Raw genomic sequence first — 22100 nt, forward strand, 5'->3', positions numbered from 1 at the left:
TGTGGCTGGCGGCCCGGGTCTCGGGCGGCTGCCGAAATTATAGGGCGCTTGCAGGCAGGGCGTGGTCATGCCGGCCCGTGTGGCGGCGAGAAATTTATAATGCCGCCTCAAAGGATACAAACTCATGCCCGAAACTCCCCGCCCGGCAGCGCCGCCCAAGCGGCCCGCCCGGCCCCCACGGCCCATTCCGGCCGTCACCTATCCCGAGGACCTGCCTGTCAGCGCGCGGCGCGAGGAGATCGCGCGCGCCATCCAGACGCATCAGGTCGTGATCGTCAGCGGCGAGACCGGCTCGGGCAAGACCACCCAGCTGCCCAAGATCTGCCTGGAGCTCGGGCGCGGCCGCGAGCGCATGATCGGCCACACGCAGCCCCGGCGGCTGGCCGCGACCTCGGTGGCCAAGCGCATTGCCGAAGAGCTGAACACGCCGATGGGCGAGGTGGTCGGTTATCAGGTGCGCTTCAATGACCGCACCGGGCCGAATGCCGCGGTCAAGCTGATGACTGACGGCATCCTGCTGGCCGAATCCCAGCGCGACCCGCTGCTGCGCCGCTATGACACCATCATCATCGACGAGGCGCATGAACGCAGCCTGAACATCGATTTTCTGCTTGGCTACCTCAAGCAGCTGCTGCCGCGTCGCCCGGATCTCAAGGTCATCATCACCTCGGCCACGATCGATGCCGAACGGTTTTCGCAGCATTTCGCCGATGCCAGCGGGCGTGCTGCGCCGGTGATCGAAGTGTCGGGCCGGCTGTATCCGGTCGAGTTGCGCTACCGGCCCGTGCAGGAGCCCCAGGGCGACGAGTCCGGCGCCAATGCCGCCCGCCCGGGTCGCGAGCGCCTGGGGGGCGACGAAGAGCGCGACCTCATCGATGCCATTGTCGATGCGGTGGGCGAATGCGCCCGTCATGGTCCGGGCGATGTTCTGGTGTTTCTGCCGGGCGAGCGGGAAATCCGCGAGGCGGCCGAAGCCCTGCGCAAGCGTCATCCGGCCGGCACCGAGATCCTGCCGCTCTACGCCCGGCTGTCGCAGGCCGAGCAGGAGCAGATCTTCCATCCGCGCGGCAACAGCCGGCGCGTCGTGCTTGCCACCAACGTTGCCGAAACGTCGCTGACCGTGCCGGGCATCCGTTTCGTGATCGACAGCGGCCTGGCGCGCATCAAACGTTATTCCTGGCGCAACAAGGTCGAGCAGTTGCGCATCGAGCCCATCAGCCGGGCGTCGGCCAACCAACGGGCCGGGCGTTGCGGCCGGATCGGGCCGGGCCTGTGCATCCGGCTTTACGACGAGGCCGATTTCAACGCACGTGCCGCCTTTACCGATCCCGAGGTGCTGCGTTCCTCGCTGGCTTCGGTGATCCTGCGCATGAAGGCGCTCAAACTCGATGACATCGAGCAGTTTCCCTTTGTCGAGGCGCCGCCGGGGCGGGCAGTGGCCGATGGCTACCATCTGCTGCAGGAGCTGGGCGCCATCGAGATGTCCGGCGAGCAGGGCGGCTTCGCGCTGACGCCTACCGGGGTCGAGCTCGCACGTCTGCCGGTCGACCCGCGCATCGGCCGCATGATTCTGGCGGCTCGCGAGCAGCAGTGCCTGACCGAAATGCTGATCATCGCTGCGGCCTTGTCGGTGCAGGATCCGCGCGACCGGCCCATGCAGGAGCGCGAGGCCTCCGAGGCCGCGCACGCCAAATTCAACGATGACAAATCGGAGTTCCTGTCGTTTCTCAAGCTCTGGCGCTGGTATGGCGAACAGGTGCAGCACAAGGCTTCGCAGCGCAAGCTGGTGGCCCTGTTGCGGCAGAACTTCCTGTCGCCTGTCCGTCTGCGTGAATGGCATGACGTCCATAGCCAGCTGATGGCGCTGGTCGGCGAGCAGGGCTGGCGTCTGAACGCCAGCGAAGCCACCTATGAGCAACTGCATCTGGCGCTATTGAGCGGCCTGTTGGGCAATATCGGCTCGCGCAGCGAAGAGGGCGGGGGTTACCTGGGGGCGCGCGAAATCCGTTTTCACATCCATCCGGGGTCGCCGCTGCAGAAAAAAGCCGGGCGCTGGATCGTCGCCGGCGAACTGGTGGAGACCACCCGCCTGTACGCCCGTTGTGTCGCCCGCATCGAGCCGGTCTGGATCGAGCGCGTGGCGGCCCATCTGCTGCGGCGCAACTGTTCCGACCCGCGTTGGGAAAAGAAGGCCGGGCAGGTGGTGGCCAACGAGCGCGCCACGCTCTACGGCCTGACGATCTACGCCGGGCGTCGCGTTCATTATGGGCGCATCAACCCCGAACATGCGCGCGAGCTCTTCATCCGCCAGGCGCTCGTGCCGGGCGAGATCGACACTCGCCTGGCTTTCGTGGCTCATAACCGCAAGCTAATCGCCGGGATCGAGAAACTCGAGCACCAGACACGCCGGCCCGACATTCTGGTCGATGACGAACTGATCTACGCCTTCTATGATCGCCAGATCCCGGCGGGCATCAGCCAGACCGCTTCGCTCGAAAAATGGGTGCACGGTCTGGACAAGGAGGCCGCCTCGCGGCTGCTGCTCACGCGAGACGAGCTCATGCGCCACGAGGCAGCCGGCGTCACCACCGAGGTCTTCCCCAAGAAGGTCGAGTGGCAGGGCGTCAGCATGGCGCTGGACTATCATTTCGAGCCCGGCTCGGCGCGCGATGGCGTGACCTTGTCGGTACCCTTGTTCGCCCTGAACCAGCTCGATGCCCAGCGCTGCGAGTGGCTGGTGCCCGGCATGCTCAAGGAAAAGGTGCACCTGCTGCTCAAGTCCCTGCCGCAGAAGCTGCGCCGCCATTGCGTCCCGCTGCCGGACTACGCGGCAGGGTTCTACGATCGCTGGTTCGAGCAGGCTGCCGACCCCGGCAAGGGCCTGCTCGAGGCCATCATCGAGGACATGTGGAAGCAGGTCCAGGTACGCCCGCTGCCGGCCGACTTCAAGCTGGAGACGCTGCCCGCCCACCTCTTCATGAATTTCAAGGTGGTCGACGAACACGGCCGCATGCTGGCGGCCGGACGCAATCTGGCGCAGCTGCGGGCCGAACTGGGCAAGCAGGCCCAGGCCACCTTTCAGCAGCTGGCCGCGCGCGATACCGAGGTGGCCCAGGCCCTGGCGCACGAAAACCTCACGGCATGGACCTTCGGGCCGCTGCCTGAAATCATGGAGATCCGGCGCCGCGGCCAGTCGGTCATTGGTTATCCCGCCCTGGTCGACAAGGGCGCGCACTGCGACCTGGACGTCTTCGATGATCCCGAAGAGGCGCGTCGCCATCATCGTGCAGGGCTGCTGCGCCTGTTTCGCATCGGGCTGCGTGAGCAGGTCAAGTTCCTCGAAAAGAACCTGACCGATCTCACCAAGATGAGCATGTTCTACATGGCGCTCGGTACGCAGGACGAGCTGAGGGACCAGATCATTGATTGCGCGCTTGCGCAAGCCTGTCTGGGCGAGCCCTGGCCGGCCGATGCGCAGCAGTTCGAGGCCAGACGCCTGGATGGCAAGGGCCGCCTGGGGCTGCTGGCCCAGGAAGTGGCGCGCCTGGCCATGGGCGTGCTGAGCGAGTACGCGGCTCTGCAGCGCAAACTGGTGCAGGCCAAGCCGCATGCCCAGGCCTATGCCGATCTTCAGCAGCAGCTCGGGGCCCTGATGCCGAAGTGGTTTCTGCGCGATGTCCCGTATGGGCAGCTGGCCCATTACCCGCGCTACCTGAAGGCGGCAACCGCGCGTATCGACAAGCTGCGCGCCGATCCGGCGCGCGATGCGCGCCTGATGGCCGACATGGCGCCCTTGCTCACGCTCTATCAGCGTGCACGTTCGGCCCTCAAGGGCGCGTCCGATCCGCGTCTGGACGAGTTCCGCTGGCTATTGGAAGAGCTGCGCGTGGCCTTGTTCGCCCAGGAGCTGCGCACACCCATGCCGGTGTCCGTCAAGCGGCTGATGAAAACCTGGGAGTCCTTGCAGCGTTGAGCGCGCGTCCCCGGCGGCGGCCGGGGCGGGCGGGGCTCAGAGCGCCAGGAAAAGCGCAATGACCAGGACGATCAGGGCGACCTTGGTGATCTTGTAGACGGTCTTGTTCCAGGCCTTGAACTGGCGGCGCTTCTGGTCGAGGTGCCAGTGCAGGTGGGTCAGTTTGTTGATGGCGCCGGTCTGGTCGCCGGCATCGTTGGGCGAACTGGCCGCTGACATGACCTTGCGGCCGAACCAGCGGTTGAAGGACTCCGCCCAACCCCATTTCAGGGGCCGTTCGACGTCGCAGAACAAAATGATGCGATTGCCTTCGCTCTTGTTGTGCGCTTCGTGGACATAGGTCTCGTCGAATACCACGCTTTCGCCATCGCGCCAGCTGTAGCTGTCGCCATCGACCACGATGTAGCAGCGATCGTCATTGGGCGTGGCCAGCCCCAGGTGATAACGCAGCGAGCCGGCAAAAGGGTCGCGGTGGGCATTGAGCTTGCCGCCCGGCGGCAGTTCGGCAAACATCGCCGCCTTGACCTTGGGCAAGCCCTTGAGCAGGGCGACGGTCTTGGGGCACAGCTCTTCGGCCGAGGGGTGGCGGGCGTCATACCATTTCAGGTAGAAGCGCTTCCAGCCGTACTTGAAGAAGGAATTGAAACCGATGTCGTCGTGCTTCTCGGCTGCCTTGATGCGGCGCAGCTCGGCCATCTTCAGGGCTTCGTCGCGGATGATTTCCCAGTTGTCGTCCAGCACCTTCAGCTCGGGGATCTCCCGGCTGGTCAGGTAGGGGGTGGTCGGCACGCGCGAGCACAGCACCATGAAGGCATTGACCGGCGCCAGGATCACCGAGTGATCCAGCAATTGGCGGGTCAGCGGCAGCCGCACGCGGCCACGGAAGTGTGCAAACAGGATGGAAGCCAGCCAGAGGCCGGGGATCAGCCATTTCATTTGGGGACGGATTACCTGTCGGTATCGTGAGTGAAGTCTCTTATTGTCCCACATCCCTCGCAGCGGATGTTTTGATAAAAGTGGCATCCGATGCGTGGGCGCCAGGCGCCCGCGGCAGCGCTCCCGGCGGGCAGGCGCGCAGGTACAATTCCGCCCATGTCCGAAGCCGCAGTAACTCCCCCCCCTTTCGTGCATCTGCGTGTCCATTCCGAGTTCTCGGTGGTGGACGGCATCGTGCGCATTCCCAGCCTGATCAAGCGTGTGGCCAAACTCGGCCAGCCCGCCGTGGCCCTGACCGATCTGTCCAATATTTTTGGCCTGATCAAGTTTTACCGGGCCGCTCGTGGCGCAGGCATCAAGCCGATCGCCGGCTGCGATGTCTGGATCAGCAACGACGAAGATCGCGACAAGCCGTTCCGCGCGCTGCTGCTGGTGCGCAACCATGCCGGCTACCTCAATCTGTGCGAGCTGCTGTCGCAGTCTTTCCTCACCAATCAGTACAAGGGCCGGGCCGAACTGCGGCGCGAATGGCTGCGCGACCAGCAAGGCCTCATCGTGCTCTCGGGCGGGCGCGGCGGCGACATCGGCCATGCGCTGGAGGCGGGCAATGCCGCCGGGGCGCTGGCTTTGGCGCGCCAATGGGGCGAGATGTTCCCGGGCGCCTTCTATATCGAATTGCAACGTGCCGGCATGGACGGCGACGAGGCCTATACCCAGGCAGCCATGCGTCTGGCCGCCCAGGCCGGCCTGCCGGTGGTGGCCACGCATCCGGTGCAATTCCTGGACGGTGACGAATTCCAGGCCCATGAGGCGCGTGTCTGCATTGCCGAGGGCGAAATCCTGGCCGACCCGCGTCGGGTCAGGCGGTTCTCGCCCCAGCAGTATCTGCTCAGCTCGCAGGAGATGCACCAGCGCTTCGCCGACGTCCCCTCGGCGCTGGCCAACAGCGTCGAGATCGCCAAGCGCTGTAATCTGTCGCTGGTGCTGGGCAAGCCCCGGCTGCCGATCTTCCCGACGCCCGACGGCGTCACCCTGGATGATTATCTGGTGCAGCTCTCCGAAGAGGGCCTGGAGAAGCGTCTGGAGTTCCTGTTCGCCGACCCGGCCGAACGCGATCGCCAGCGGCCGGCCTACTACGAGCGCTTGCGCTGGGAGTGCAAGACCATCATCCAGATGGGCTTTCCGGGCTACTTCCTGATCGTCCAGGACTTCATCAACTGGGGCAAGAACAACGGTGTGCCGGTGGGGCCGGGCCGGGGGTCGGGGGCCGGCTCGCTGGTGGCCTATGCGCTGGGGATCACCGATCTGGACCCCATCCGCTATGACTTGCTGTTCGAGCGCTTCCTGAATCCGGAGCGGGTATCCATGCCCGACTTCGATATCGACTTCTGCCAGGACAACCGCGAACGCGTCATCGAGTACGTCAAGGAAAAATACGGCCGCGCGGCGGTCAGCCAGATTGCCACCTTCGGTACCCTGGGCGCCAAGGCGGTGGTGCGCGATGCCGGGCGCGTGCTGGACATGCCGTATATGTTCTGCGACGGCCTGTCCAAGCTGATTCCATTCAACCCGGCCGATCCCTGGTCGCTGGAGCGCACCCTCAAGGATGAGCCCGCCTTCAAGGAACGCTACGACCAGGAAGAAGAGGTCCGTGCGCTGGTCGATCTGGCGCAACCGCTCGAAGGCTTGACCCGCAACATCGGCATGCACGCCGGTGGCGTGCTGATCGCGCCGGGCAAGCTGACCGACTTCTGCCCGCTGTATTGCCAACCGGGTCAGGAAAACAGCGCGGTATCGCAATTCGACAAGGACGACGTCGAAGCCGCCGGCCTGGTGAAGTTCGACTTTCTGGGGCTGCGCAACCTGACGATTCTCGATTGGGCGGTGCGTTATGTGCGCCAGTTCAATGCCGAGTTGCGCGATTTCGACATCATGGCGCTGTCGCTGGATGATCCGGCGGCCTACAAAGTGCTGTGCGATGCCAACACCACCGCCGTGTTCCAGCTGGAATCGCGCGGCATGAAAGAGCTGCTCAAGAAGCTGCGGCCCAACACGTTCGAAGACATCATCGCCATGCTGGCGCTGTATCGCCCCGGGCCGCTGGAGTCCGGCATGGTCGACGATTTCGTCAACCGCAAGCACGGCCGCGCCTCGGTAGACTACTTCCACCCGGACCTGGAAGGCACCCTCAAGAGCACCTACGGGGTCATCGTCTACCAGGAACAGGTGATGCTGATCTCGCAGATCATCGGCGGCTACTCGCTGGGTGGCGCCGACCTGCTGCGGCGGGCCATGGGCAAGAAAAAGCCCGAAGAAATGGCCAAGCATCGCGAGTTGTTCCAGAAAGGCGCGCAGGAAAAGGGGCATGACCCGGATCTGGCCGTCAAGCTCTTTGACCTGATGGAGAAATTCGCCGGCTACGGCTTCAACAAGTCGCACTCGGCGGCCTACGCCCTCATTGCCTACCAGACGGCCTGGCTGAAGGCCTATCATCCGGCCGAGTTTCTGGCCGCCACCCTGTCCTCCGACATGGACGACACGGACAAGGTGCAGATCTTCTGCCGCGACGCGCGCGACAACGGCGTCGACGTTCTGCCGCCCGATGTCAATGAGTCGGGCTACCGCTTCGCCCCGGTCGAAGACAGCTGGACTGCCAAGGGCAAGCCGCCGCGCACCATGCGCTACGGCCTGGGCGCGGTCAAGGGCACCGGGCAGGGCGCCGTCGAGGAGATCCTGCGTGCCCGCGAAGAGGGCGGCCGCTTTGCCAACCTGTTCGATTTCTGCCGGCGCGTAAGCAAGCATGCGGTCAACCGGCGCACCATCGAGGCGCTGATCCGCGCCGGCGCCTTTGACACCATCGAGCCCAACCGTGCGGCCCTGCTGGCCTCGGTGGGCACGGCCATGGAGGCGGCCGAGCAGGCGGCGCGTAGCGCCAACCAGGTCTCGCTGTTCGGTGACGACAGCAGCGAGGTGGTGGCCGGCGAGCTGGCCAAGGTCGCCCCCTGGAACCTGCACACCAAGCTCACCGAAGAGAAGGCGGCGCTGGGCTATTTCTTCAGTGGCCACCTGTTCGACTCCTGGCGCGACGAAGTACGCCGCATCGTGCCCATGCCGCTGGCGCGGCTGGAGCCGCAACGCGACCTGCAATGGATGTGCGGGGTGCTGGCCGGCGTGCGCGTCATGATGACGCGGCGCGGCAAGATGGTCTTTGCCGTGCTGGATGACGGCACCGCCCAGGTCGAGATCTCGGTGTTCAATGAACTCTACGAGAAGCATCGCAACCGTCTCAAGGAAGACCAGCTCCTGATCGTGCAGGGCAAGGTCAGCAATGACGAGTATTCCGGCGGCATGCGCATCGTGGCCGAAAACCTGTTCGATCTGCAGCTGGCCCGCGAGGCGCGTGCGCGCGCCTTGCGCGTCACGCTCAACGGCCAGGCCGATGCGGCGCGCCTGCGCCAGCTGCTCAACCCTTTCCGGGCCGAACCCGAGAACGGCATCCCCGGCGTGCCGGTGGACATCATCTACACCAAAGACAATTTCCGTTGCACGGTGCGCCTGGGCGAGGAGTGGCGGGTCCGCATGGCGGATACGCTGCTGCAGAATCTGGCCGACTGGGCCAAGCCCGAAGGTGTGGAGGTCAGCTACTGATGCAGCCCTTGCGTATCGTTCATTCGGAGGCCGCCACCAGTTTCGGCGGGCAGGAAGGGCGCATCTTCAAAGAGATGCACGCCATGCGTGAGCGTGGCCACCACATGGAGGCCATCGTCCAGCCGGATGCCCAGCTCGGCGAACGCCTGCGCGATGCCGGCTTCACCGTGCATACGCTGTACATGGACGGCCCATGGAATTACGTGAAGGGCGTGCTGGCCTTGCGCCGCCTCCTCAAGCGGGGCCGTTACGACGTGCTCAATACGCATAGCCGTCGCGATACCGTCATCGCCGCGGCGGCCGCAAGATTGGCCGGCACGCCGCTGATCGTGCGCACCCGCCATCTGTCCAACAAGGTCGGCTCGCTCTGGAGCTACACCGGCCTGCCGCAGCGCGTGACTACGGTCAGCGACCACGTGCGCGACGGCCTGATCGCGCGCGGCGTGCCGCCCGATCACATCGCCACCCTGTATTCGCCCATCGTGTTGCCGCCGCCGGTCGAACGCTCCACCTTGCGCGACGAGCTGGGTCTGGCCGACGATGATCTGATCGTGGGCTGTGTGGCCGTGATGCGCGCCACCAAAGGCCACAAAGACCTGATCGACGCCATCGCACCGCTCTTGGCCGGACATCCCAAACTGCATCTGGTTTTCGTGGGTGGCGGCTCGCCGGTGTTCGAGCAGACCCAGGCCTATGTGGCCGAACGGGGGCTGCAGTCGCGCGTGCACCTGATGGGCACGCGACGCGACGTGCCCAACCTGCTGGCGGGGTTCGACATCTTTGCGCTGGCCACGCAGCAGGAGGCCTCGGGCACGGTCTATGTCGAAGCCGAAGCCAGCGGCCTGCCCGTGATCGGCACTGACGTGGGCGGGGTATCGGAAATGATGCGGCCCGATGTCACCGGCATTCTGGTGCCGCCCAAGGACGGCGCAGCCCTGACCGAAGCGCTGCGCCGCCTGATCGAAGATCCGGCGCTGCGCCAGCGCATGGGCCAGGCCGGCTGGCGCATGGTGCGCGAGGAGGGCGTTTTCTCACCCGAGCGCCTCGCCGAAAACACCGAAGCGGTCTATCGCAAATGGCTGGCCGAGCTCACACAATGAAAAACGCCCCCAACGTGCCGGTGCTGATGTATCACCACATCACACCCAAAGGCGGCATGATCGCCGCCACGCCCGCCGTGTTCGAGGCCCAGATCGCGGCGTTGGCCCGCGCCGGGTACCGGTCGCTGACCGGCGATCAGTTCGCCGCCTATCTGGCCGGCGAGCCGGTGCCAGAGAAATCGGTGCTGATCACGTTCGATGACGGCTATCTCAACAACTGGGTCCATGCCCATCCCATCATGCAGCGCTACGGCATGCACGGGATCATCTTCCTGATCACCGGCCTGGTCGGCGACGGCGCGGCCCGCCCGCACGCTGGCTGCGGCGAGCCGATTCCGGCCGACGTCGATCACGACGAATCGAAGCGCCTGATCGCGCAAGGCCGCAGCGACGACGTCATGCTGCGCTGGAGCGAAGTGCAGGCCATGCTGGATGCCGGCACCTTCGAGTTCCATTCGCATACCCACACGCACACCCGCTGGGACAAGACCTGCGGCCCGGACATCGAGGCCAAGCGACGCCATATCGCCCAAGAGCTGGCCGATTCGCGCGCCACCCTGCAGGCGCGGCTGGGCGGGGTGAGCGATCACCTTTGCTGGCCGCAAGGGTATTTCGATGCCGATTACGTCCAGGCCGCAAGGCAGGCAGGTTTCCGGCATCTCTACACTACCGATCCGCTGGGCCAGAACCGGCCCGGCGCCGATCCCGGCCATATCTTCCGCTTTGCGGTGCGCAACCGGGGCGGCGGCTGGCTCAATCGCCGCATCTGGCAATCACGCGATCCTTTCGTGGGGCAGCTCTATCATGCCTGGAAGGGCCTGAAGAAACGCTGGAGAAAGCGCGCATGAGTCTGTCGGTCATCATCATCACCAAGAACGAGTCGGCCAACATCCTGGGCTGCCTGGAGTCCGTGGCCTTCGCCGACGAATTCATCGTGGTCGACTCCGGCAGCACCGACGACACGGTCGAACTGGCGCGCAGTTTCGGCGCCAAGGTGCAGGTCACGCCCGACTGGCCCGGTTTCGGGCCGCAGAAGAACCGCGCCCTGGATCTGGCCACCGGCGACTGGGTGCTGTCCATCGACGCCGATGAGCGCGTCACGCCGGAGCTGGCCGACGCCATTCGTCAGGCCATGGCCCAAGGGCAGGCCCAGGCCTATGAAATGCCGCGCCTGTCGTGGTTCTGCGGCCGTTTCATCCGCCACAGCGGTTGGTGGCCCGATTACGTGCTGCGGCTCTGGAAACGCGGCACGGCACGCCTGACCGACGCCGTGGTGCACGAGAAAGTGGTCGCCGACGGCAAGGTCGAGCGCCTCGAACCCCACCTGGTGCATTACCCCTATCCGGACTTCGAGTCGCTCATCAACAAGGTCAATCGCTATTCTTCGGATGGCGCGGCGATGATGCACGCCAAAGGGCGGCGCGCCAATGTCCTGACCGCGCTGGGACACAGTTTCTGGACCTTCGTGCGCATCTATCTGCTGCGGCGCGGCTTTCTCGACGGCCGCCACGGGCTGGTGCTGGCCGTGACGGCCGCCTCGGGCAGTTTTTATCGTTATGCCAAGCTGATGCTCAAGTCCGAACCCGGGCCGCCCAAGTGAAGATCCTCTATACCAACTTTCACCCGCGCAATGGCGGCGGCCACGTCACCTACATCCTGAATCTGGCGCGCGCGCTGGCGCCCGAGCACGAGATCGTCGTCGCCACGCCATCGACCAGCCGGCTGTACCGTTATGCGCAGTCCGTGCCGGGCGTGCGCGTGGTGCCGATGACCTACACCACGCGGCTGTCCTCCTGGTTCGGCGACCGGCGCGCGCTGCGCCAGCTTATCGGGCGCGAACGCTTCGACATCATTCATTGCAACGGCAGCGCCGACCACAAACAGGTCATGCTCGCCACGCTGGGGCGACGCCGCGCCCGGGTCATCTTCACCAAGCACAATGACCATCCGCTGGCCAGCCTGGGCAATGCCCTGCGCGCACGCCTGGCTACCGATCATGTCATCGCCGTGAGCGACTACGTTCGCCGGTTGGTGGAAGACTCTCCCTATCGGCGGCTGCCCATCAGCACGATCCGGCATGGCATCGATACCCATTTCTATGCGCCGCCCGCGGCCGGCAGCCAGGACAAGCTGCGCGCCTTGTATTTCGGCGAGAACTGGCGCGGCAAGCTGCTGCTGGGCAGCGCCGGAGGTACCGATTTCGACAAGGGCTGGCTGGATCTGGTGGATGCGGCGGGCAGCCTGCCCGAGCCATTGCGCCAGCGCATACGCATTCTGGTGGCCGGCGATCCACCCAATGAGGCCAAGCTGGCGCGCGTTCGTGCCGCGGGCATGCAGGATCAGATGGTCTTTCCCGGCCTGCTCGATGACGTGCGGGCCGCGCTGGCCGCCTGCCATGCGGGTTATGTGCTCTCCTATCGCGAAGCGCTTTCCTTTGCCTGCCGCGAAATGATGGCCATCGGCCGTCCGGTGCTGGCCAGCGACGCCGGGGGGCTGCCCGAGAACATCACCCCGGGGCAGGACGGCTGGATTGTGCCTGCCCGTGACGTCGCGGCCATCGCCCGGGTGCTGCAGGACATGCTGGCCGATCCGGCCATGCTCGAACGCATGGGGCAGGCCGCACGCCAGAAGGCGCTGCGGGAATTCAATCTGCACGATTTCGCCCGCGCCACGATGGATGTGTATGTCGCCGCGCTGGCCGGCCGCTGAGGCGCAAGTTCTATAATTGTCTGCATGAACTCCTATCCCATCCTCATGTATCACCAGATCGGCACGCCCGGGCCGCGCGGCACGCCGTATCGCGGCCTGACCGTGCACCCTGACGACTTCCGCCGCCAGATGATCTGGATGCGCCGGCTGGGTTATCGCGGCCTTTCCATGCGCGATCTCATGCCCTATCTGCGCGGCGAACGCCAGGGCAAGGTCTTCGGCGTCACCTTTGACGACGGTTATCGCAATGTGCTGGACAATGCGGCGCCCGTGCTGGCCGATGTGGGGTTCACCGCCACCAACTATTTCGTTGCCAACCAGCTTGACGGCGGCAATGTCTGGGATGCCGAAAAAGGCATTCCGCATTCCGGCCTGATGAGTGCGGCCGAAATCCGCCAATGGCACGATGCTGGCCACGAAGTCGGGTCGCACACGCTGGATCACGTTCACCTGCCGCAGATGGCTCCGGATGAGGCGCGTCGCCAGATCCGCCAGTCCAAGGACGTGCTTGAGCAGGTCGTGGGCGCGCCGGTGACGGCCTTCTGTTATCCCTACGGCGATCACGGCCCGGAGCATCTGGCCATGGCGCGCGAGGCCGGCTATGACAACGCCACCCTGACGGTGCGCGGACGCGCCTCGGCGGCCGACGATCCTTTCGGGCTGCCCCGGGTCACCGTGTCGCGCTCCACCCGCCTGCCCACTTTCCTGCTCAAGACGCTGACCGGCTATGAAGACCGCCGCCGGCGCTGAGCCGCGCCTGCGCATAGCCCTGCTGGTCGACCGCTTCGGCAAACGCTTCGGCGGTGCCGAAGCCTATGGCGTGGAGCTGATGCGGGTGCTGTCGGCCCGGCATGATGTCAGCGTCATCGCACGCGAGTACGACAGCGATCTTGAGCTGCCCTACCTGCCGGTGCGGGTCAGCCGGCGTCTGCCGAGCTGGATGCGGGTGCTGTACTTCGCCTGGCGGGCATCGCGTCTGACGCGCCGGGGCGGCTTCGACATCGTGCATTCGCACATGAATGGCTGGGCCGGCCAGGTGCAGGTAATGCACGTGACCCCGGTGCGCTACAACCGGCTGCACGGGGCGGGTTTCTGGCGGCGTCTGGCGGCCTGGGTCAGCCCCAGGCTGGCCACCTATCTGTGGCTGGAGCATTTCCGAGTCCGCCAGGTGCCGGGCAAGCGGGTCGTGGCCGTGTCGCAATTGATCGTCGACCAGATGCACGCGGCCTACGGGCAGGCCCTGCCGGTCTCGACCATCCCGCCGGGCGTGCATCTGCCGGCGCCGGCGCCAGCGGGCCAACGCGCAGCGACGCGTGCAGCCCTCGGCTTGGCCGAGGGCCAGATCGCCTGTCTGCTGGTGGCGCGCAATCCGCTGCGCAAGGGATTGCCCGCATTACTGGCAGCGCTGGAGCAGCTGCCCGCCAACTATCGTCTGCTGGTGGTCGGCGCCGATGCGCCGGCGCGCCAGGCCGTGGCGCAAAGCCCGGTGGCCGATCGCGTCTGTCTGGTCGAGCCCACGCCCGAGGTCGATCGCTATTACGCCGCGGCAGATATCTACGCGCACCCCACCCTGAATGACAGTTTCGGCATGGCGCCCCTGGAGGCGATGGCCCACGGCCTGCCGGTCATCATCAGCCCGCCGGCCTACTGCGGCTTTGCGCAGTACCTGAGCGATGGCAAGGATGCCTTGATCCTGCAGGACCCGCGCGACGGGCAGGCGCTGGCAGCCGCGCTCGGGCGTCTTGGCGGCGATGCGCAGCTGCGCGCTGCGCTGGCTCAGGCCGGGCATCAGCTGGCAGTGCGCCAGAGCTGGGCGGCCGTTGCCGGGCGCTATGAAGCGCTCTACCGTGAGGTGCTTGCCGCGCAGTCCCGGGCACGCTAGGTCACCAAGCTGCAGTGATCACAGCAGCTTGTAAAAGTAGCTCGTGGCGCAGGGGCGGCCGTCAGGTTTCAGGGCATAGTTCGGGATCTCGCCGACCCGGATCCAGCCGTGGCGCGCATACAGACGTTCGGCTTGCCCGCCTGTTTCCGTGTCCAGCACCAGCATGCTTTTCCCCTGTTCTCTTGCCGCCTGCTCGGCCGAGGCCAGCAAGCGGCCCGCCACGCCCTGGCGCCGGGCGCGGCGGTGCACCAGCATTTTGGCAATGTCGGCCCGATGCGGCTGGTTGGGTGGCATGGACGTGATCAGTTGCACAGTGCCCTGAACCGTGCCGGCCGGGTCCTGTGCGATCAGCAGCGTGCGCTCGCCGCGGGCCACGCTCCCGGCCACGCCATGCCAGAAGTCCTGTGCAACCTTGCGGGTCAGCGCTTGCATGAAGCCCACCGAAGCGCCGCCTTCGACGCAGTCGATCAGGATTTCGGCCAAGGCGTCAGCCAGCGCAGCGGTCTGAACGCCGTTCAGGCTGCGGATTGCTATGGGATCGCTCATGAGTCGGGGGGGGGGCGGGCGGGGATCAGGCGTTCGACGTTTCGCGTTCCAGCCACGTCAGCCACTGCAGGGCCTCTTCCCGGTGGCTGCCGCACATGTCGGCGCTGGGCTGCAAGGAACTGCAGACTGCGGGGCGTTCTGGCTGGCCGAAGATCCGGCAGCGCAGGTGCTCGTCCAGCTGCACGCAGGGCGTGCCGGCGGGCTTGCCCTGTGGCATCCCGGGGATGGGGCTGGAAATCGAAGGCGCGATGCAGCAGGCCGCGCAGCCCGGACGGCATTGCATCGGCCTACACCCAGCCGCGCAGCCAGTAAACCAGCAGGCCCGCATACTCCTTGATGATGGAACGGCTGGCATCCAGCGTGCGGGCATCCGGCAGCCAGGGCGACAGCGTCGAGTCCGGCGGCAGCACGATCTGCGGTGGGGCCGGGGCGGCGATGGCCTGCACGCCCTGTTTGGAGAACGCCGCCATCGAGCGCGGCATGTGCAGCGCCGAGGTCACCAGCAGGACCTTCTTGATTTCGTTGGCGCGCAGCGTGTCTTCGGTCAGGGCGGCATTCTCGTAGGTGTTGCGGCTGGCGTTCTCCAGCACCAGGGCCGAATCCGGCACGCCGCGCTGACGCATGCGGTGCGCCATGCCCTGGGCTTCGCTGACATTGCCCTCCAGGGCGCCGCCCGACAGCACCACCTTGGGCGCGCGGCCGGCCAGATAAAGGTCGGTCGCCGTATCCACCCGCATGATGGCGGTGTCCTTGTCATAAGGCAGGAACCAGTTGGCGCGACCGTTGGCCGTATTGCCTCCCAGTACGACGATGGCGTCGGCCGTGGGCGCTTGCCTGGGGTCCTGGTAAGGGTAGCGGTGTTCGAGCGCACCGCCCAGCCACAGCGAGGTCGCCGGCAGCGACCAGGCGAACACCCAGATCAGGCCCGCGGCCACCAGGGCAGCGGCGGTCTTGCGCCAGCGCAGCAAGCCCAGCACCACGCCCGCCACGATCAGGGCGATGCACAGATTGACCGGGATGATGAGATTGGTGAGGTAGCTATTGATTTCCATATCCACGTACTTGCTAAGTGCCTGTGTCGGTCAACAGTCGCAGCGCCGTGCCCTCGACTTCGGGCAGTGCGGGCCAGGCGTCTTCGGTCCCCAGGCATACGGCACGCGCCGACCAGGGGCCGGTGCGCTCGCGCCGCGTCACGCCGAACAGGGTGAGTTCGCGGGCGTTCGCCGCGGCAGCCAGATGCGAGACGCCGGAATCATTGCAGATGACGAGCGCGGCGCTTGCGGTCAGGCTGGCGAAGGCGCCCAGGCCCAAGGGCGGCAGGAGCTGCGCGCTGGGCGCGGCCTCCCGGGCTGCCTGCGCTTCCTGCGCAGGGGGGCACATTACCACGGTATGCCCCTCGCTTTGCAAGCGTCGCGTCAACGCGTCGAACTGAGGCCACACTTTGATTTTCCCTTTGTGCAGGCCGGTCGCGGTGGGGGCGATCAACACGAAAGGGCGCCCCGCCAGGCCGGCCTGTGCCAAGGCGGAGCGGGCCTCGCTCTGATGGCGCTCGGTCAATGGCAGATCCAGCGAGGGGCCCGCATCCGGCGCGCCGGCAGGCAGGCCCCAGGTCTGCAGAGCCTGGCGCGTCAGGTAGTACCAGGATTGCACGGCGTGCAGCGGCGCGGACGGTTTGGCGACAGGCCAGCGCAGCAAAAGACTGCGCCCATCGTCGCGGTAGCCTGCGGCGGGCACGCCGGCCAGGCGGAAGACCGCCGCGCTGGACAAGGAGTCGGGCAGCAACAGGCCCCGGGCCGCCGGACGGCCCTGGGCGGCGCGGTGGCGCGCGACGGTGGCGCGATCGCTGCGCCAGCGCCCGCTCATGGGCAGAAAATCCGACTTGGGCAGCCCGTCGAGCAGGTCGCGCGCCCAGGGACGGGCGCAGATCACCAGCGGCATGCCGCTGGCCTGCAGCAGACGCAGGCTGGGCAGGCTCATGCAGACGTCGCCCACCCAATTGGGCACGCGGACATAAAGGGTGGGAAGAGCGGACATAGTCAGTGGCTTGGCCCTGGCGGGCGGGTTTATCGGCTTGGGCCTGCCGTCGGCGGGCGCGAGGGTACAATTCTGCCCATGATTGTATTCAAGCGAGTTGAGTCTTGACTTCAGGCGTACGTGATGCAAGCGCCGGCAACGAGCCGGTCAGGACGGTGTTGTGGCACCGGATCTACAGCCGCGTCGGCTCCCACTGGAAGGGGCTGCTGCTCGCCGTTCTGCTGATGGCGGGGGCGGCAGCCACTCAACCCACGCTGGCCGTCATCATGAAACCGCTGATCGACGGTGGGTTCGCTGGCGACAAGCCGCAGTACATCTGGACGGTGCCGCTGGCCGTGGTGGGGTTGATTTTCCTGCGCGGGGTCTGCAACTTCTTCAGCGACTATCTGTTGGCGTGGGTCGCCAACAACGTCCTGCTGGGCATCCGGCGCGAGATGTTCGACCGCCTTCTGAGTCTGCCCGATGCGGACTTCAAGCGTGGTGACACCGGGCGCCTGCTCAACCGTTTCACCATCGACGCCGGCAACGTCACCGGTTACGCCACCGACGTGCTGACGGTGCTGGTGCGTGAAACCCTGGTGGTGATCTCGCTGATCGGCGTGCTGCTGTACATGTCCTGGCTGCTCACGGTCATCATCCTGGTGGTGATGCCGGTTTCGATCTGGATCGCGCGCAAGTTCGCCCGGCGTCTGCGGCGCATCAACCGCGAAACCGTCAACATGAACGCCGAGCTGACCCGCGTGGTGAGCGAAGGCATCGATGGCCAACGCGTGGTCAAGCTGTTCGACGGTTTCGAGGTCGAGCGCGGCCGCTTCGCCTACGTCAATGCGCGTCTGCGCCGCTTCGCCATGCGCACCGCCGTGGCCGACGCGGCGCTCACGCCCTTGACTCAGGTCTGTATCTCCGTGGCGGTCGCCGCCGTCATCGCGGTTGCCTTGGGCCAGGCGAATATGGGCGCGCTCACGGCCGGCGCCTTCGCCGCCTTCATGAGCGCGCTGGCGCAGATTTTTGATCCCATCAAACGCCTGACCAACCTCGCCAGCAAAATGCAGAAAATGCTGGTCGCCGCCGAAAGCGTCTTCACGCTGGTGGACCAGATCCCCGAGGTTGACGAAGGCACCCGCGAGCTGGCTGAGCCGGTGCGCGGCAAAATCCAGTTCCGTCAGATCGCGCATCGCTATCCCGACGCCGATCACGACACCCTGCGCGACATCGACTTTACGGTCGAGCCGGGCCAGACCATCGCGCTGGTCGGGCGCTCAGGCAGCGGGAAAACGACGCTGGTCAACATGCTGCCGCGCTTCGTGCTGCCGACTTCGGGCGAGATTCTGATCGATGATGTGCCCATCAACGAACTGAATCTGCGCAGCCTGCGTTCACATCTGTCGCTGGTCAGCCAGGATGTCGTGCTTTTCGACGACACCATCGCGGCCAACGTGGGCTATGGCGCGCTGGGCAAGAAGGCGGACGATGAACGCATCATGGCCGCGCTCACCGACGCGAATCTGCATGATTTCGTCAAGAGTCAGCCGCAAGGGATCCATACGCAGGTAGGGGAAAACGCCGCCCGCCTGTCCGGCGGACAGCGTCAGCGCCTGGCCATCGCCCGCGCGCTGATCAAGAACGCGCCTATCCTCATCCTGGACGAAGCGACGTCGGCGCTCGATAACGAGTCCGAACGCCAGGTGCAAAGCTCGCTGGAACGCCTCATGCACGGGCGCACCACACTGGTCATCGCGCACCGCCTGTCCACGGTGCAGAATGCCGACCGCATTATCGTGATGGATGCCGGGCGCATCGTCGAACATGGTCCGCACGCAGAACTGCTGGCGGCTGGCGGCTTGTATGCCACGCTCTACAACATGCAGTTCCGGGACGATTGAGGCAGCACAGGTCTGAAAATACGGGGTTTTTACGAACCGTCATATTTCCTCAAAAGTCCATCCGTTAGACTGATCACCCTTGCAAAGAGAGTCTGCCGTTCACGCGGACCTTCTTCCGGGCGCCTTCCACCAGGGAGGCGCCCGTTTCGTTTCCGGGGCCGTGGCGTGCGGCGCTGTCGCTTCAGGCCGCCGCGTGGGTGGCCAGCCAGTCGCGCAACGCCGCGTTGACCTCGACTTCGGGGTTCGAGAAGGCCATCGCCACATCGGGCGACAGCCACAGGGTCACGGTTCTCTGTTCTTGGCGGTGCTCTGCCTCTTGAGAGGCAGGGCCATTGAGTCCGGGGTGACTCCAGACGATGCTAACCGCTTTGGCGGGGGAGGGGTTGTGCTTGCGCATGGCTGAGTTCCTCGCTGCGTGTATCCGGCCCGGCAGGCGTCGTGACCACGGCGCCGAACCGTTGACGCCGGCCGGCAGGGCCGCGTCCTGTGGGCTCGGAACGGATAAGTGCAGTCTATCGAGTGGCCTCGGGCAGACCTGCCAAACCAGGCGTGATTTCGTACAAAATCGACACGATACGTGGTTGCGCTGCGTGCCGCCCCTAGTTGTCGAAACCGTTGGCTGGCTTGTCGATGAGGGCCAGCTCCGTCAGCAGGCGCGCCAGATCATGTTGCCGGTGCACATGGGTTTTGCGGAAAATCGTTTTGATATGCGAGCGTATCGTCGACTCGCCCAGCGATTGCAGGATCGCAATCTCCTGCGGCGTATGGCCCTGCGCAAGCTTCTCGGCCACGCGGGCCTCGCTCACGCTCAAACCGAACACCTGCTGCAAGAGCGCGCGGGCAGGCTCCCTGGGTTGCACGGGCCACACCATCAGCAAGGCAATGCGCCCGGAGGTGCCTCGGGTCGCGTCTTCCTCGCCCACTGGCAGCGCGACGCAGATTGCGCCTGACTGCTGGTTCTCATCCGATAAGCGAATCGAAGCGACCTTGGGCGCCGTGCCGGGTCGCCCCTGGGCCTGGCGCAGGATGTTCAGCAGGGCGTCGCGGTCGCGCACCCGCCCTCGGCAAGCCAAGGGGCATTGCGGTTGCGACAGCCACGCCTCGGCCGCACGGTTGGCCTGCTTCACACCTCCCAGGGGGTCGACCATCATGATTGGGAAACTGAGCGCATCGAGCGCGCTGCGCTGCCATAGTTGAGCCTGCTGCAGGCCTTGCAGGCGTTGCCGCAGGCGCAAGGTCTGTTGCAGGCTGGCATGCGCCGCGGCAATGGCGCCAGCGTCCTCCTGCTCGAAGGGCGCCTCTCCTGCCAGTTTGTGAATGGACAGTATGCTGCCCGGGGATTCCGGCGTATCCACCCGATGTGCCATCAGATAACCCAGGTCATAACTGCGCATGAAATCCTGGTAATAGCGGCTGCGACGGATGAATGTATGGCCCAGCGCGGTCCAGTCGAGGTACTGTTCGCCATCGGCCGACAGCACATCCCGCATGCCATTCATCGGGTTGATTTCACGAAACTCCGCCTCGTAGTCCTTCAACAGGCTCGGCGACACCTCGACCGGCTCCAGCACATGGAATTGCCCGCTGCGCTCATCCCGCGTCATGATCGCCAGATAGGAGGCCTTGGCCAGGCCGGCAAGCTGCATCAGGCCGTCATTCCAGGCCGTATCGGACAGTACCCCTGCCAACAGGGCGCGTTCCACTGACAGCAAGCGTTCAGGTTTCATCGTCGGCCCTGTATGAATGAGAGGCGATTTCCCTTTCTGGCGGCGCCCAAGGCCGCTTCAACCTATCGACCGGCCAGCCTGCTCCCGGCGCGACGGTCTGTCGGTTTATGTAACGTCAGGTTTCTTGATTTGATGAATTATCAATGAGCCCTTCAGGCCAATGAAAGCCAGGGAAACCCTGGTCTGCGCCTCGGCGTGGCGCCAGGGCGGACAAAAAAGCCCCGGCGCAAGCCGGGGCTGGTGAAGCGGGGCGTCTGGAGCCGCCGGAGCGCTTCAAATCAGGATTATGTCGTAGTGTTATCGTTAATTATAAAAATAGTATAAAAATCAATTGGTTGGTTTTTATTTTGCGTCGCTATTTTATTCTAGCTACCCATTTGGCTACCCACTTGAACCGTGCTTGCCGTCTGGCCGGCCGGGCTTATGCCCATCTGGGCTGCCACGGCGTTGACCGATTCTGCTGTGATGCCAACGCTACGGGTGGCGCCGATCTTACCCTTGACGAACTCGCCTCGCTGGCACATCCGGTAGATCGTCGCGGTCGAGACGCCCAGTGCTTTCCTGGCTTCAGAGACACGGTAGATCAGCTTCTGGGTATGGTCCATCTCAACTCTCCTTCGTTGCGCCGGCGTTGGCGCTGTGTTCGTTGTTCGGGCGCTGGCCGTGCGTCGCCGTGCTGCTGGCGTTGGGGGTCATGCTGTTTCCCTGTTGAATGCATCCCACGCCGTCAGGTAGGGATGGTTCCGGCCTCTCTTCCAAGACTCTTCGATGATGAGCGCCAGGCTGATTGCTCCCTCGGGGGCGCTCAGACGCTCTCGACAGAACCGGATGAATGGGCGGATGGCGCCGCCGATTTCGTTGGGGTCGATGGCGTAGGGTGCGCTGGGCGTGGCCAGCGTTGTCTCGAATAGGCCGAGCGGCCTCATGCTGACACTCCGGTAGGTGTGGGGTACGATCTTCGCGGCACAGCTTGTGTATCCTGGGAGAAGCCATGCACGATTCAAAATGGCCCGAAGTGATCGGCTTAAGCGTTGTTGCAGTTGCGACGGCGGCGGTGTTTGTGCCGTGGGACCGAATCGGCCCGTTCAATTGGGAAGCATTGGCAGCAGTCGGAACGCTAGCGACAGCAATCGTCGCAGTGGCTGTGCCTGCATGGCAGCATATGCAGGCGAAGAAGGCGGCCGCGCTGCAGCAGTTGCATGTCGACTGGTCTTTGGCGCATCAACTAAATTGGCTCGTTGCGGATCTAGCGAGAGTGACGCAGGATTGGGAGCGACTCTGCAGTGTTCCCAACGCCGAACGGCTTCAATTGCTTGCGACTCAGATTGATTCAGCCCGGGTGCAGACGCGTGACGTACGCGCATTGATACTGATTGCGGAGGCATCAGGGGTTGCACGGGACTTGGCTAGTGGGGAAGGAGAAGGACGCAGCGCGGATATCGGGCCAAATCTTTTGAAACGGAAGTTTCTGTATGTAGATTGTGCGGAGCTTCTATCCCGTTCACAGATGCGACTATCTAATGTGAATAGAGGTCTTTCGGACTGGATGGAGCGCCTTAGGGTGGATTTTGGAGCGCTTAAGGAAACTCCGTTAGAGTTCAAAGTGTTCGGCGATTGTGATGATTTCTAGAGTGTCTACAGTCAAGCGTTTGCGTGAGTTTC

At 65.0% G+C, this 22100-nt stretch carries 18 protein-coding genes; 10 read left to right on the forward strand and 8 right to left on the reverse strand.

Annotated elements, in window-relative coordinates; genetic code table 11:
- The first annotated feature begins 124 nt into the window (after positions 1 to 124).
- Positions 125 to 3973: an ATP-dependent RNA helicase HrpA gene (gene hrpA / locus A7V84_RS00500; RefSeq protein WP_063492382.1), complete on the forward strand. Its 3849-nt coding sequence runs from the start codon at positions 125 to 127 to the stop codon at positions 3971 to 3973.
- A gap of 36 nt (positions 3974 to 4009) precedes the next feature.
- On the opposite strand, the gene lpxO is transcribed toward hrpA, so the two are convergent.
- Positions 4010 to 4909 carry a lipid A hydroxylase LpxO gene (gene lpxO, locus A7V84_RS00505; RefSeq protein WP_025512336.1) on the reverse strand — a complete coding sequence of 300 codons (900 nt, stop codon included), beginning with the start codon at positions 4907 to 4909 and terminating at the stop codon, positions 4010 to 4012.
- Positions 4910 to 5065: 156 nt separating this feature from the next.
- Here lpxO and dnaE point away from each other — a divergent pair, with 156 nt between their 5' ends.
- From dnaE to A7V84_RS00540, 7 genes are read left to right on the forward strand one after another with little or no spacing between them, the layout of a single operon-like run.
- Positions 5066 to 8557 (forward strand): DNA polymerase III subunit alpha, encoded by a 3492-nt coding sequence (gene dnaE / locus A7V84_RS00510; protein ID WP_033534408.1) that lies wholly within the window; start codon positions 5066 to 5068, stop codon positions 8555 to 8557.
- On the forward strand, positions 8557 to 9657 hold the full coding sequence (locus A7V84_RS00515) for a glycosyltransferase family 4 protein (protein WP_063492381.1): 1101 nt from the start codon (positions 8557 to 8559) through the stop codon (positions 9655 to 9657). Before dnaE ends, A7V84_RS00515 begins: the two co-directional genes overlap by 1 nt.
- A complete protein-coding gene (locus A7V84_RS00520; protein ID WP_063492380.1) occupies positions 9654 to 10505 on the forward strand; it encodes a polysaccharide deacetylase family protein in 852 nt (283 codons plus the stop codon). The genes A7V84_RS00515 and A7V84_RS00520 overlap by 4 nt, the downstream gene beginning before the upstream one ends.
- The gene (locus A7V84_RS00525; protein WP_025512332.1) at positions 10502 to 11257 is read left to right on the forward strand and encodes a glycosyltransferase family 2 protein; all 756 of its coding nucleotides are present in this window, start codon (positions 10502 to 10504) and stop codon (positions 11255 to 11257) included. The genes A7V84_RS00520 and A7V84_RS00525 overlap by 4 nt, the downstream gene beginning before the upstream one ends.
- Entirely contained in the window at positions 11254 to 12366 is a 1113-nt protein-coding gene (locus tag A7V84_RS00530) for a glycosyltransferase family 4 protein (RefSeq protein WP_025512330.1), read from the forward strand. Before A7V84_RS00525 ends, A7V84_RS00530 begins: the two co-directional genes overlap by 4 nt.
- Before the next feature lie 24 nt (positions 12367 to 12390).
- The gene (locus A7V84_RS00535; protein ID WP_025512328.1) at positions 12391 to 13116 is read left to right on the forward strand and encodes a polysaccharide deacetylase family protein; all 726 of its coding nucleotides are present in this window, start codon (positions 12391 to 12393) and stop codon (positions 13114 to 13116) included.
- Entirely contained in the window at positions 13094 to 14248 is a 1155-nt protein-coding gene (locus A7V84_RS00540) for a glycosyltransferase family 4 protein (RefSeq protein WP_033534406.1), read from the forward strand. Before A7V84_RS00535 ends, A7V84_RS00540 begins: the two co-directional genes overlap by 23 nt.
- Before the next feature lie 18 nt (positions 14249 to 14266).
- On the opposite strand, the gene A7V84_RS00545 is transcribed toward A7V84_RS00540, so the two are convergent.
- From A7V84_RS00545 to A7V84_RS00560, 4 genes are read right to left on the reverse strand one after another with little or no spacing between them, the layout of a single operon-like run.
- Positions 14267 to 14794: a GNAT family N-acetyltransferase gene (locus A7V84_RS00545; RefSeq protein ID WP_033534405.1), complete on the reverse strand. Its 528-nt coding sequence runs from the start codon at positions 14792 to 14794 to the stop codon at positions 14267 to 14269.
- A 25-nt stretch (positions 14795 to 14819) separates the two neighbouring features.
- Positions 14820 to 15077, reverse strand: a complete 258-nt coding sequence (locus tag A7V84_RS00550) for a YkgJ family cysteine cluster protein (protein ID WP_081694955.1) — start codon at positions 15075 to 15077, stop codon at positions 14820 to 14822.
- Positions 15078 to 15081: 4 nt separating this feature from the next.
- Positions 15082 to 15846: a YdcF family protein gene (locus A7V84_RS00555; RefSeq protein WP_025512323.1), complete on the reverse strand. Its 765-nt coding sequence runs from the start codon at positions 15844 to 15846 to the stop codon at positions 15082 to 15084.
- A 13-nt stretch (positions 15847 to 15859) separates the two neighbouring features.
- Complete coding sequence (locus A7V84_RS00560; RefSeq protein WP_025512322.1) at positions 15860 to 16828, reverse strand: glycosyltransferase family 9 protein; 969 nt, start codon at positions 16826 to 16828, stop codon at positions 15860 to 15862.
- Between the two features lie 104 nt (positions 16829 to 16932).
- Here A7V84_RS00560 and msbA point away from each other — a divergent pair, with 104 nt between their 5' ends.
- A complete protein-coding gene (gene msbA / locus A7V84_RS00565) occupies positions 16933 to 18711 on the forward strand; it encodes a lipid A export permease/ATP-binding protein MsbA (RefSeq protein ID WP_025512321.1) in 1779 nt (592 codons plus the stop codon).
- A 599-nt stretch (positions 18712 to 19310) separates the two neighbouring features.
- Here msbA and A7V84_RS00570 read toward each other — a convergent pair.
- The 3 genes from A7V84_RS00570 to A7V84_RS00580 form a co-directional block, all read right to left on the reverse strand.
- Positions 19311 to 20438, reverse strand: coding sequence for a helix-turn-helix transcriptional regulator (locus A7V84_RS00570; protein ID WP_063492379.1), 1128 nt, complete (start codon positions 20436 to 20438; stop codon positions 19311 to 19313).
- Positions 20439 to 20803: 365 nt separating this feature from the next.
- Positions 20804 to 21043: a helix-turn-helix transcriptional regulator gene (locus A7V84_RS00575; protein ID WP_063492378.1), complete on the reverse strand. Its 240-nt coding sequence runs from the start codon at positions 21041 to 21043 to the stop codon at positions 20804 to 20806.
- Positions 21044 to 21130: 87 nt separating this feature from the next.
- Positions 21131 to 21364: a hypothetical protein gene (locus tag A7V84_RS00580; RefSeq protein ID WP_063492377.1), complete on the reverse strand. Its 234-nt coding sequence runs from the start codon at positions 21362 to 21364 to the stop codon at positions 21131 to 21133.
- A gap of 65 nt (positions 21365 to 21429) precedes the next feature.
- Here A7V84_RS00580 and A7V84_RS20965 point away from each other — a divergent pair, with 65 nt between their 5' ends.
- Complete coding sequence (locus A7V84_RS20965) at positions 21430 to 22068, forward strand: hypothetical protein (RefSeq protein WP_127070841.1); 639 nt, start codon at positions 21430 to 21432, stop codon at positions 22066 to 22068.
- Positions 22069 to 22100 lie beyond the last annotated feature (32 nt).

The sequence above is a fragment of the Bordetella trematum genome (assembly GCF_900078335.1).
Taxonomy (GTDB): domain Bacteria; phylum Pseudomonadota; class Gammaproteobacteria; order Burkholderiales; family Burkholderiaceae_B; genus Bordetella; species Bordetella trematum.

What these genes read in the sequence shown, in the direction of transcription:
- A7V84_RS00570 (WP_063492379.1), bottom strand. Translation starts at nt 20,438, where the DNA reads ATGAAACCTGAACGCTTGCTGTCAGTGGAACGCGCCCTGTTGGCAGGG.
- A7V84_RS00550 (WP_081694955.1), bottom strand. Translation starts at nt 15,077, where the DNA reads ATGCAATGCCGTCCGGGCTGCGCGGCCTGCTGCATCGCGCCTTCGATT.
- A7V84_RS00545 (WP_033534405.1), bottom strand. Translation starts at nt 14,794, where the DNA reads ATGAGCGATCCCATAGCAATCCGCAGCCTGAACGGCGTTCAGACCGCT.
- A7V84_RS00575 (WP_063492378.1), bottom strand. Translation starts at nt 21,043, where the DNA reads ATGGACCATACCCAGAAGCTGATCTACCGTGTCTCTGAAGCCAGGAAA.
- A7V84_RS00525 (WP_025512332.1), top strand. Translation starts at nt 10,502, where the DNA reads ATGAGTCTGTCGGTCATCATCATCACCAAGAACGAGTCGGCCAACATC.
- dnaE (WP_033534408.1), top strand. Translation starts at nt 5,066, where the DNA reads ATGTCCGAAGCCGCAGTAACTCCCCCCCCTTTCGTGCATCTGCGTGTC.
- A7V84_RS00515 (WP_063492381.1), top strand. Translation starts at nt 8,557, where the DNA reads ATGCAGCCCTTGCGTATCGTTCATTCGGAGGCCGCCACCAGTTTCGGC.
- lpxO (WP_025512336.1), bottom strand. Translation starts at nt 4,909, where the DNA reads ATGAAATGGCTGATCCCCGGCCTCTGGCTGGCTTCCATCCTGTTTGCA.
- A7V84_RS00555 (WP_025512323.1), bottom strand. Translation starts at nt 15,846, where the DNA reads ATGGAAATCAATAGCTACCTCACCAATCTCATCATCCCGGTCAATCTG.
- hrpA (WP_063492382.1), top strand. Translation starts at nt 125, where the DNA reads ATGCCCGAAACTCCCCGCCCGGCAGCGCCGCCCAAGCGGCCCGCCCGG.
- A7V84_RS00540 (WP_033534406.1), top strand. Translation starts at nt 13,094, where the DNA reads ATGAAGACCGCCGCCGGCGCTGAGCCGCGCCTGCGCATAGCCCTGCTG.
- A7V84_RS00580 (WP_063492377.1), bottom strand. Translation starts at nt 21,364, where the DNA reads ATGAGGCCGCTCGGCCTATTCGAGACAACGCTGGCCACGCCCAGCGCA.
- A7V84_RS00560 (WP_025512322.1), bottom strand. Translation starts at nt 16,828, where the DNA reads ATGTCCGCTCTTCCCACCCTTTATGTCCGCGTGCCCAATTGGGTGGGC.
- A7V84_RS00535 (WP_025512328.1), top strand. Translation starts at nt 12,391, where the DNA reads ATGAACTCCTATCCCATCCTCATGTATCACCAGATCGGCACGCCCGGG.
- A7V84_RS00520 (WP_063492380.1), top strand. Translation starts at nt 9,654, where the DNA reads ATGAAAAACGCCCCCAACGTGCCGGTGCTGATGTATCACCACATCACA.
- A7V84_RS20965 (WP_127070841.1), top strand. Translation starts at nt 21,430, where the DNA reads ATGCACGATTCAAAATGGCCCGAAGTGATCGGCTTAAGCGTTGTTGCA.